The sequence below is a fragment of the Rummeliibacillus sp. TYF005 genome, from assembly GCF_003844195.1.
In the GTDB taxonomy this organism is placed as follows: domain Bacteria; phylum Bacillota; class Bacilli; order Bacillales_A; family Planococcaceae; genus Rummeliibacillus.
Genome location: NZ_ML122603.1, coordinates 1 through 10,995, shown reverse-complemented (window position 1 = coordinate 10,995; position 10,995 = coordinate 1). Strand labels below are relative to the sequence as shown.

The 10,995-nt window shown below is 34.7% G+C and carries 10 protein-coding genes and 1 other RNA gene; 5 read left to right on the top strand and 6 right to left on the bottom strand.

The annotated features are described in order from the left end of the window. Positions 1–47: 47 nt before the first annotated feature. The gene (locus CW357_RS17170; protein WP_119414628.1) at positions 48–701 is read right to left on the bottom strand and encodes an O-methyltransferase; all 654 of its coding nucleotides are present in this window, start codon (positions 699–701) and stop codon (positions 48–50) included. A 373-nt stretch (positions 702–1,074) separates the two neighbouring features. Between CW357_RS17170 and secG the strand changes: the two genes are divergently transcribed. The 5 genes from secG to ssrA all read left to right on the top strand — a co-directional run bounded on the left by secG (position 1,075) and on the right by ssrA (position 6,330). After that, positions 1,075–1,302 carry a preprotein translocase subunit SecG gene (gene secG / locus CW357_RS17165; RefSeq protein ID WP_119414629.1) on the top strand — a complete coding sequence of 76 codons (228 nt, stop codon included), beginning with the start codon at positions 1,075–1,077 and terminating at the stop codon, positions 1,300–1,302. Between the two features lie 560 nt (positions 1,303–1,862). Next, positions 1,863–2,609 (top strand): alpha/beta hydrolase, encoded by a 747-nt coding sequence (locus tag CW357_RS17160; RefSeq protein WP_119414630.1) that lies wholly within the window; start codon positions 1,863–1,865, stop codon positions 2,607–2,609. Between the two features lie 43 nt (positions 2,610–2,652). After that, the gene (gene rnr, locus CW357_RS17155; RefSeq protein ID WP_119414631.1) at positions 2,653–5,046 is read left to right on the top strand and encodes a ribonuclease R; all 2,394 of its coding nucleotides are present in this window, start codon (positions 2,653–2,655) and stop codon (positions 5,044–5,046) included. A 50-nt stretch (positions 5,047–5,096) separates the two neighbouring features. Beyond that, complete coding sequence (gene smpB, locus CW357_RS17150) at positions 5,097–5,564, top strand: SsrA-binding protein SmpB (protein WP_124218687.1); 468 nt, start codon at positions 5,097–5,099, stop codon at positions 5,562–5,564. A gap of 408 nt (positions 5,565–5,972) precedes the next feature. Beyond that, positions 5,973–6,330, top strand: a transfer-messenger RNA (tmRNA) gene (ssrA, locus tag CW357_RS17145). Positions 6,331–6,484: 154 nt separating this feature from the next. On the opposite strand, the gene CW357_RS17140 is transcribed toward ssrA, so the two are convergent. The 5 genes from CW357_RS17140 to CW357_RS17120 form a co-directional block, all read right to left on the bottom strand. Next, complete coding sequence (locus CW357_RS17140) at positions 6,485–7,393, bottom strand: restriction endonuclease (protein WP_124218686.1); 909 nt, start codon at positions 7,391–7,393, stop codon at positions 6,485–6,487. A 42-nt stretch (positions 7,394–7,435) separates the two neighbouring features. Beyond that, positions 7,436–8,602: a site-specific integrase gene (locus tag CW357_RS17135; RefSeq protein WP_124218685.1), complete on the bottom strand. Its 1,167-nt coding sequence runs from the start codon at positions 8,600–8,602 to the stop codon at positions 7,436–7,438. Between the two features lie 104 nt (positions 8,603–8,706). Further along, positions 8,707–8,931, bottom strand: coding sequence for a MerR family transcriptional regulator (locus CW357_RS17130; RefSeq protein WP_124218684.1), 225 nt, complete (start codon positions 8,929–8,931; stop codon positions 8,707–8,709). Then, positions 8,924–9,145 carry a hypothetical protein gene (locus CW357_RS17125; protein ID WP_124218683.1) on the bottom strand — a complete coding sequence of 74 codons (222 nt, stop codon included), beginning with the start codon at positions 9,143–9,145 and terminating at the stop codon, positions 8,924–8,926. The genes CW357_RS17130 and CW357_RS17125 overlap by 8 nt, the downstream gene beginning before the upstream one ends. Before the next feature lie 184 nt (positions 9,146–9,329). Further along, entirely contained in the window at positions 9,330–10,703 is a 1,374-nt protein-coding gene (locus CW357_RS17120) for a DEAD/DEAH box helicase family protein (RefSeq protein WP_164489638.1), read from the bottom strand. Positions 10,704–10,995 lie beyond the last annotated feature (292 nt).

Sequence of the window (10,995 nt, the reverse complement as noted above, 5' to 3'; positions counted from 1 at the left end):
CGGGAGTTAATCACTCCCTCCTACTCGATTAGTTATTGAAAAAATGATTATTTGACAATGCCTATCATAAACCCGTCGTAGCCTTTAGCACCGACAGTTTGAATAGCTGTAGAATCTATAGCAGGATTATTAACCAGTAAATCCATAAACTTTTGTATTCCTTTTACTCGCTCATCATCACTTGTTTCATCAAAAATCTTGCCGTTTCTTACGACGTTGTCAGCAATAATAATTGCACTTGGATTGGCTAATGTTAATGCCCATTTTAAATAGTGTGGATAATTTTCTTTATCTGCATCGATAAAAATAAGATCAAACAATAATTCCTTCTCTTTAAGTTTGGATAACGTATCCAAAGCTTTCCCAACAATAACTTCTATTTTATTTTCATAGCCAGCTTCACGGATATTTTGCTCGGCAATTTTTGCATACTGTGGATTGAATTCTAGTGTATAGACTTTTCCTGTTTCAGAAAGAGCACGAGCCATCCAAATACTACTATATCCACCGAGTGTACCAATTTCTAAAATATTCTCTGCCCCTTTTGTTTTAGCTAAAAGGTATAAGAGTTTTCCATGTGTTGCGGAGACATTGATATCAGGAATACCTGCTTGCTTATTTGTCTTTTGTACTTGATCAAGTGAAGCATCAAAAGGAATTAATCTATCTGTAATATAATCATCTACTAATGTCCAAATCATAAAATCAAATATTAAAAATCCTCCTTATCATTTCATTTTTTTCAGTTCTAGTTTATGTAAAGGAGGATAAAATGTTCTCTATGGAAAAAAGATGATTTTTTTAAACAAGTTAAGCAGTTAACTAGGAAGGAAAATACATTCACCATCACAGGTGTTCGCATCCTATCGTGAACTACATACGATGATGGATAAATGCTTTCAGAGGCCAGTTTAAATATTTTTTATCGTCAAAATATAGTAACAATGATAAAATAATAGAAAAGTGTGTATTGTATTGGTTTGTTTACTGCTAAAAGTAGAACTTCGTTGTCATTACGTACAGTTTTTGGTAAGATAAGACTGTTGTGATGTTTCGAATCAGGAGGTGGAACATATGCATACAGCAATTATGACTTTACTTCTTATCGTGTCAGTTGCCTTGATTATCGTAGTATTGTTGCAATCTAGTAAGAGTGCTGGTCTTTCAGGAGCCATCTCTGGTGGAGCTGAACAACTTTTTGGGAAAACAAAAGCCCGCGGGGTAGACTTAGTATTACACCGTATTACTGTTGTATTATCAATCTTATTCTTCGTGTTAGCAATCGCTATCGCAAGAATCTAATGCACACTAAAAAACCGCCTGGCCACTCATGGTTAGGCGTTTTCTATAGGATATTAAAAGCAGAGCTGGCTCGAACTGCCCCGACATGCATTGGAGGGCCCGAATCGAAAGTGTCTTTTCAACTTTCGACCGAGGGACCGAAATGACACGAGGGGCTGGCGCGAGGAGCTGGATAGATTAAAAGCGGATTGCGCCCGATAAGCCCCGACAAGCACTGGAAGGCTTGACTCGAAAGCGTATTTTGCTTTCGACCAAGAGACTGAAGTGACGCGAGGGGCTGGCGCGAGGAGCTGGATAGATTAAAAGCGGAGCCGGCTCGAACTGCCCCGACATGCATTGGAGGGCCTGAATCGAAAGTGTNCTGGCGCGAGGAGCTGGATAGATTAAAAGCGGAGCCGGCTCGAACTGCCCCGACATGCATTGGAGGGCCTGAATCGAAAGTGTTTTTCAACTTTCGACCGAGGGACCGAAATGACACGAGGGGCAAGCCGGCGGAGCTAGATAGATTAAAAGCGGAGCGTTTAATTATAGATATCAAAGTAGTAGGAGGCCACCTCATCATGAAACCTACATTACCACAACCATTTTTCTTTGAAGCTGGACCAAGAGCGGTATTACTTTTACATGGATTTACTGGAAATTCAGCGGATGTACGTATGCTTGGGCGTTTTCTAGAGAAAAAAGGTTATACATCACTGGCTCCACATTATAAAGGTCATGGTGTTCCGCCAGAAGAACTTATACATACCAACCCACAACAATGGTGGCAAAGTGTACTTGATGGTTATCAAACATTACAAAATGCTGGATATAAAGAAATTGCCGTAGCAGGATTATCTCTTGGTGGCGTATACTCACTAAAATTAGGTTATTCTTATCCAGTTAAGGCTATCATAACAATGTGTGCACCGATGACAATGCGTTCAACGGATAAAATGTTTGAGGGCGTCGTCCAATATGCAGAAAGATTCAATCAGAACTTTGCTAAAAGTAAAGAAGAGTCTGAGGCAAGTTTGGACTACATCAAAAAAACTGGTATGCCATCATTAAAAGAACTAAGTGAATTAATATATGAAGTAAGAGAACATGTTGATGAAATCTATGCGCCCCTTTTTGTTGTTCAAGGACGAAAAGATAATGTCATCGACATAAAATCTGCAGAGTATATTTATGAACAAGTAGAATCTAATGATAAACAGATAAAATGGTATGAAGAATCTGGGCATGTTATTACATTAGGTCAAGAAAGAAAACAATTGCATGAAGATATATATACTTTTTTAGAGTCACTCGATTGGCATGAGTAAAAAAAGTAATGATTGCAAATGCTAGTAGAAGGAGGGAAGAACGATGAATTTCGAAGAACCAACATTAGAAACAAGATTATTGGAATTTATGAGAGAAGAAGCCTATAAACCATTAACGGTAGCAGAATTTGAAGATCAGTTCGGCTTTCGAGATGCTGAAGAATTCAAAGAACTCGTAAAGACTCTTGTAAAACTTGAGCAACAAGGTGAGGTTGTACGAACACGTACAAATCGTTATGGTTTACCAGAACGTATGAATTATATACAAGGTCGTTTTATAGGACATGCTAAAGGATTTGGATTTGTTGCACCTGAAGAAGAAGGTATGGATGATGTATTTATTCCACCTACAGAGGTTAATGGTGCTGTAAATGGAGATAAAGTTCTTATCCATGTTTCAAAGACAACTTCTGGAGATAGACGCGAAGGCTCTATCATTAAAATTATTGAACGTGGAATCACAAAAGTAGTAGGAACTTTCCAAGCTAACCGAGGATTTGGATTTGTTGTACCCGATGATAAAAAATTACCGATGGATCTTTTTATTCCAAAAGAAAATACATTAGGTGCTATGGATGGTCATAAAGTAGTTGCAGAAATTATTGAATGGCCAGGTGAACACCGTTCTGCGACAGGGATTATAACGAAAATATTAGGACACAAGAATGATCCTGGAGTAGATATTCTTTCGATTATCCACAAACACGATATTACCGTAGATTTCCCACAAGAAGTTATAGATGCTGCAAGTGCAGTACCTGATGAAATTTCCGAAAAAGATCGCGAAGGTCGCCGAGATTTACGTGACCAAATGATTGTAACAATTGACGGCGAAACAGCAAAAGACTTGGATGATGCCGTTACAGTGACAAAAAATGAAGATGGCACATATAAATTGGGCGTCCATATTGCTGATGTAAGTTATTATGTGACAGATGGTTCTACTTTAGACCGTGAAGCATATGATCGTGCAACAAGTGTGTATTTAACAGACCGTGTAATTCCGATGATTCCTCATCGTCTATCAAATGGGATTTGTTCTTTAAATCCTCAAGTGGATCGTTTAACACTTTCTTGTGAAATGACCATCAATGGAAGCGGACAAGTCGTTGACCATGAAATTTTCCAAAGTGTGATTCGTACAACTGAACGTATGACTTATACGGATGTCTATAAGATATTAGAAGAAGATGATGAAGCGTTAAAAGAACGTTATGCACAACTTGTTCCAATGTTTAAAAATATGAAAGAATTGGCTGGGATTTTAAACAATCGTCGTATGAAACGAGGAGCAGTCGATTTTGACTTTAAAGAATCTTACGTAATCGTCGATGAAAATGGATGGCCAATCGATATTGCATTACGTGATAGAACTGTTGCGGAACGTATTATCGAAGAATTTATGTTAGTTGCAAACGAAACAGTTGCAGAACATGTCAATCGTATGGATTTACCGTTTATCTATCGTATTCACGAAGATCCAAAACCTGAAAAGTTACAAAGATTCTTCGAGTTTATCACGAATTTTGGATTAGTCGTTCGTGGTACAGGAAATACAGTTGAACCTAGAGCATTACAAGAGATTTTAGATTCTGTAAAAGATGAACCTGAATATCCAGTGATTTCAACTATGATGTTACGCTCAATGCAACAGGCAAAATATAGCCCAGAATGTTTAGGACACTTTGGTTTATCAACAGATTTTTATACACATTTTACTTCTCCAATTAGACGTTACCCAGACTTAATCGTCCATCGATTGATTCGTACGTATTTGATCAATGGTGATAAGAGTAAAGAAACGGTAAGCTATTGGGGCGCTCATATGGATGAAATTGCTGAGCACACTTCTAATCGTGAACGCCGTGCAGTAGATGCGGAACGTGACACAGAATCATTGAAGAAAGCTCAATATATGGCTGATAAAATCGGTGAAAAATTCACAGGTATTGTTAGCTCTATTACGAACTTTGGTATGTTTATCGAATTAGAAAACACAATTGAAGGCCTTGTGCATATTAGTAATATGACAGACGATTACTATAACTTCGATGATCGTCAAATGGTGATGATTGGGGAAAGAACAGGACGTATTTTCCACATTGGCGATGAAGTAGAAATCAGTGTACTAGAAGTGAATGTGGAAGAATCTGCAATCGACTTTGAAATTGTGGGAATGCCGAAAGCTCAAAGACGTACTCGCCGTCAAGCACCAGTTGTTATTCGCGCAAAATCAAGAGATGGTGAACATGGTAGAGAAAAAGGTGGAAACGACAAGAAACGAAAACGTACACCAAGTGGTCCAAGAGTAAACGGTAAAACTCGTAAACAAGAACGTAAAGCTGCTGGCAAAAACGGCAGCGGAAAAAACAAAAAGAAAGCATTCTACGAAGGCATTGCAAAGAAACAGCAAAAACGCCGTAGAAAGAAACGATAAGAGAAGAGCTTCTCGCTCTTCTCAACCCGATATTGAAGAGGTGACGCCAAATGCCAAAAGGAACAGGTAAAGTTTTAGCACAAAACAAAAAAGCTGGTTTTGATTATTACATCGAAGAAACAATCGAAGCTGGTATCGTACTAAGTGGTACTGAAATCAAATCTATCCGAAAAGGGAAAGTCCAACTGAAGGACTCTTTTATCTTAATCCGAAATGGAGAAGCTTGGATTTCCAATATGCATATTAGTACTTACGAACAAGGAAATATTTTCAACCATGATCCAGTGCGCGTCCGTAAATTATTGCTACATAAAAAGCAAATCCAACAATTGAATATAGATGTCAAACGCGATGGCTACACAATTGTACCGCTTAAAATGTACATAAAAGATGGATACGCTAAACTATTAATCGGCCTTGGTAAAGGTAAGAAAAACTATGACAAACGTGCAGACATGAAGAAAAAAGAAGCAAAACGCGATATGGCACGTGCCGTAAAAGCAAAAAATCAATACTAAGATATACCACTTGAAGTATGACCTAATTTGTCATATACTCTATGTATAGCAAATAAGCCAGTTCACAGTATGAGTAATCATACTGATCCGAAACGCTGATAACATCAGCACCTTAATGGATGATATATACATGCCTTTTCGTAGTTTAGATGATTGATTGAAGGAACACCGGAATGCACTTAGGTACATGAAGATGTGACTGAAAGAAATTGACGAAGTAGTACGCAGTATATAAAAATCTAATGCGTAGAGAATGTTGCACTAAATTATACTACTCTCCGCAGAATTTTTAGACACAAGTAGTTCGAGGAAACGAATGAAGGAACACCGGAGTGCACTTAGGTGCATGAGGATGTGACTGAAAGAAGTTGACGAAGAAATACGCCGTGTATAAAAATTCGATATTAAGGGGACGTTACGGATTCGACAGGGATGGTCTGAGCTTGAGTTGCGCGTCGGAGGTCTCGGCTTCGTCAACAACGGAAGTTATATAATAACTGGCAAAACAAACAATAACTTAGCTTTCGCAGCGTAAGCTCGAAACTGCCTAACTGCTCTATCGCCCATGTAGCGTAGCTAGGCTCAACTTTAGTGGGATACGGTTGCTAGTGCCACTTGAGCTAGTAGCAAGAGATTTCCAAGTTAGCACACAGGACGCCTGTTTGTCGGCATAATGCTGTGCGAATCCTAAATAGACAAACTACACGCGTAGTAACTGAAGTATCAGAGTTTCTGGACGCGGGTTCGATTCCCGCCGTCTCCATAGAGTGAAATCATACGGTTTCAATGAGTGTCAAAGTCCTTGATAAATAAGGGTTTTGGCACTTTTTTAATTTCAGTGAGCTTCATATAGTTTCAACAAACCGTAGCTAAAGACGTAGTTACTATCCTGTACAATTTTATTTTACAGTGAGATTATATTAACCCTCTTCAAAATAATCTAAATCTATTTTCTTTAAAGTAAGAACAGACTCATTTGATACACCAACATTGTATTCAAACATTAAGTCTGTTAATTTTTCACCGTCAATTAAAATTAATGAGCGATCAACATTTTGAGCGTATTCAATAGCTTCTTTTGTAAATCTAGACGTGGTAATAAAAACGCCTTTATTAGCCTTTACGCCGAGTAAACTGCCGACAAATGCCTGAATGTCAGGACGTGATACAGGATTAGCCCATCTTTTACCTTGTAAATAAATTTTGTCTAAGCCAAGTACATCTTCTTTAATAATGCCATCGATGCCACCATCACCAGATTTGCCAACTGCTTTCCCTGCATCTTTAATTGAACCTCCATAGCCCATTGCTACAAGTAATTCAACAATTAATTGTTCAAAGAAGCTAGGTGTACAACTCATAATCTTATTTAATAGTTCATGTTGTACTGAATGTTTAAGTAAGTTGAAGTTTTTCTCAATGATTTCTAAAGGTGTATTTAATTCTTCAGCTTTAGGAGATACGATTTCTGCTTCTTCGTTTTTACCATATTTAAAAGTTAAAAATTCTGGGTATTTTTTTAAAATTGAATCATTAATTTCTTTAATAGATGGATCGTCTAAAATAGATTTTCCACGTTTAGTTATTCGAAATATAGCTCTTTTAGGACTATCGATTAAACCCGCATTTTTTAAATAAGTTCTAGCCCAACCAATTCGATTGACCACAATAGATTGTTTCCCACTAGGTAATAATTCTTCAATTTGCTCTTCTGTTAATTGAAATACTTTTGGTAAGTATTCGTATAACTCTTTTAACGTATGTTCTCGTTCATCTGATAAGTATTCTAGGAATGGATACATAAATTGTTCATATGTAGGAATTGCCATTAGTATTACCTCCAATAATTTAATCAATGTTCTAAGAGAAAATTAGATACTCAAATACGCTTCAAACTTCTGAATAGCACTTTCTTTCGCTTTAGACGTAACGTGTGTATAGATGTTCATTGTTGTTTGAATATCACTATGTCCTAGACGATCCTGTACCTCTTTAATTTTTGCTCCAGCTTCAAATAATAGAGAACAGTGTGTGTGACGTAATCCATGTGTAGAAACTTCTTTGAGATGATATTTCTTTTGAACCTGTACAATCCATTTTCTTGTTTTCGTAGGTTGAAGAAACTCATTGTATTCATTACTAAATACTAATTGATTAGGTGATTTTGTATTGAATCCTAATTTAAAATAGTCCTCTTTCTGCTTCTTTTTCCACTCTTTTAAAATAGTCATTGTACGAGAATCCATTACAACAGAACGAGCAACGCCTGTTTTGGTTGATTTCACATAAAGTTGATTATTCTTGCCACGAGAAATAGCTTTATTAATATGAATCACATTTTCCTTAAAATCGATATCTTTCCATGTAAGTGCGAGTGCTTCACCTTTACGCATACCACTAAAAGCAAGTAGTCGGAATAGGGTATAGGCTTTAACGTTATTTTCTTTTTCAAAGCAAGAAAGGAATTCAATTAATTCTTCACGTGTATAGAAGTTTTCTTTCTTCTCTTCTGTACTAGCTTGTTTCTTCTTTAGAGCAACAGGCATATCAACATGGTTGAATGGATTCGTTTGAATATAGCCACGCTTAATGGCAAAGTCCAACACCTTGGCTGCGTAAGATTTTACAATACGGAAGTTCTTTAGCTTGTCCGACCAATCATCAACGTGCTTTTGGCAAACATCAATGTTAATCTTTTCAACTTTATAATCGCTCATTGCGGGTAAAATATGATTTCTAAAGATTCCTGTTGTTTTGACGAATGTACTTTCTTCAACAGTCTTTTCATATTGCTTTATCCATAGGTTATAAACGTCAAAATAAGTTTCAGCAATTTGTTTGAAAAATGTGCCATTTTCTATTTCTAGCTTGATACGTGCTAGTTCAAGTTTTGCTTCTTTTTGCGTTTTGAAATTTGAACGTGTTGTACGTTTTTCTTTTCCTGTAAGTGGATCAATACCTACATAAATTTGGAAACGGTAACGCTTTTCACCATTCTTTAATTCGTATTTTTCAATAGTAGTTGTGCTTTTTGACATGATAATTCTCCTTCTAGTTGCGTTGTAAGAGCAATAAAAAGAAGAGGAATTACCTCCAATATCTATTATACGCTCGTAGATACTAAAGACAATTCCTCTTTATTTTAATAGCTATGATTTTCAAAAAATGTATCAATTTCTTTACGAGATACCCGCTTTACACTTTCAATTTCTGCTACACGTAAACCCATTTCACGAAATTTTATAAATGTATTATATGATACCCCCGCATAAGTAGCTGCTTCTTTTAGAGATAGCCATTCTTTTGAGTAATTTGCTTGTGAATTTACAAGTATTTTTTTGATTTCTTCGAGAAAATCTTTATGCATGTGATGTTACCCCTTTTAATTCAGAAGCATTATATGTGATAACAGGGTAATCAATTCCGTCGCTCTCTCTCCATTTTGGTTTTGTTTTACCCATACTTCCTGTGCGTTTACTTTGTGTACTTAATTCTTTGAAATCCCATTTTGTAATTTTTAATTTTGTTAAATAATATTTTCCATCTTGTACCTTTTTTCCATATTTTTTTAGGTTGTTCATGTGATGTTTCTCTCCTTTTAATTTGTTACATAGGAGTTATATACCGAGTAAAAATTTTGACAACCAAAAAAGATAAATTTAAAGAATTTTATCGTTAAATTTCTGGTGTTTTAGACAAAATAAAACTTAACAATAGGGGATGTATCAATGAGTTTTGGGGATTATTTTTAATAATTTAATTAAATCAATTTTTTGCTATACGTTTAATAATCCAAATAGTTTCTTTATGTCCTTCATTTGTTTTTCTGTCAGTTGTTACTTCGAATTTTTCAATCATTTTTTCTTTTATCTTACTAATGCCAATGCAAAGCGTATCTTTAACAAGTTGCTGCATATCTTTTTCTAAGATTATTTGATCATCATTTGCTAATAAATCATTTAACACTTCTTCAATGGGTATTAAATCGTATTTATCAATGACTTTAACACTCGCATTTGAAAACAATTCTTTTAATTTTGTTTCATAAAATAATGCTAAATCTTTTGTTTTTAGCATTTCATCAATTGTTTTATTTTCCAAATCTAATCGTGCAATATAAAAATCATATTTTAAAATTGAAACAACTAAACTACTTGCTTTCATTAAATCATTTTTCTTTTTGCATAGTTCTTTAAGTTTTTTTTCATTGCTTTTAAAACAAGTTTGCAACAAAGTTTTATGTGGTGTATTAATAAGCATAGAAATGTGATTATCATTGAACTTTCTTAGTCGTGCAGATGATTGAACAATGCTCGTAAAATCAAAATTTTTAGCAAGCGTAATCATTACATTATTTTCAATATTGAAGTTCACACCGTTTTCATTTGTTGAAGTTGTTGCAAGAAAATCGACAAATATATTTTGTTCATTTGATGTACTATCAATTAATTTTGTGATTTCATTATTTGAATCTGCGTCTAATGTAACTGTTTTATAGCCTTTTGAAGCATATTTCAAAGCTAATTTCATGTTATTTTCTTTATTATTTTCAAAATGAATCACTTTATTTTGCTTTAAAAAATATTCTTCTGCTTCATAGAATAGCGTTTGACCACTTGTAATATAGATAGTATCAACGTTTTGTTGTGTCAACGAACGCATATCAATAACATTAAAACTATTTTTAATTAGTGAATGAATCGCAAAAAACGGCTCGGGTGAAGCAGTGAAATAGATTTTTTTAGCATTATTACGTTGAATTTTTTCAAATGAAATATATGTGTTTTTGTTCCATGAATCCGATACAAAATAATGACATTCATCGCATAAAATCACATCATATTCTGTTAAATATTGATCATTTTTTGAAAATAAGCATTTCTTTTCAAGTGATTGATAGATTGTGATTGTCAAATTATCATATTTATTTTCATATGCTGCTGCAAATTGTGTTCGCATACTGTTTCGATTGTAGCAATATAGAACCTTTAAACCTTTTTCTTTGGCATATGAAACGAATTGTTCTAATAGTAAATACGTTTTGCCAGCACCTGCATTAGCAATTAGCAATATATCTTCATTACTTTCAATCCATTTTTTAAAATCATTTTCTTTTATATAATCAGATAGATATTTCAATTTTGTTGTCCTTCTTTCTTTTAAAGAAGTTATATACCATTCAAATTGAATGACAACAAAACAGGACAATAAAACTCAATTAGTAATAAGCTTTTCTTCATCAATAAATTAGTATATTTTTTTGTTCACTACGTTCTCAAAAAGAATATACATAATTTCTTTCTTCATAAAAGTAATGTGTTTTTTTAAAGCTTTTTATAGATAAATAAACATAATATAGTATTAATAGTTTTTGAAAAAAAGTGTCCACTGTTGTTGGAATGGGAGTGTCAATAATTTTGTGTAAATGACT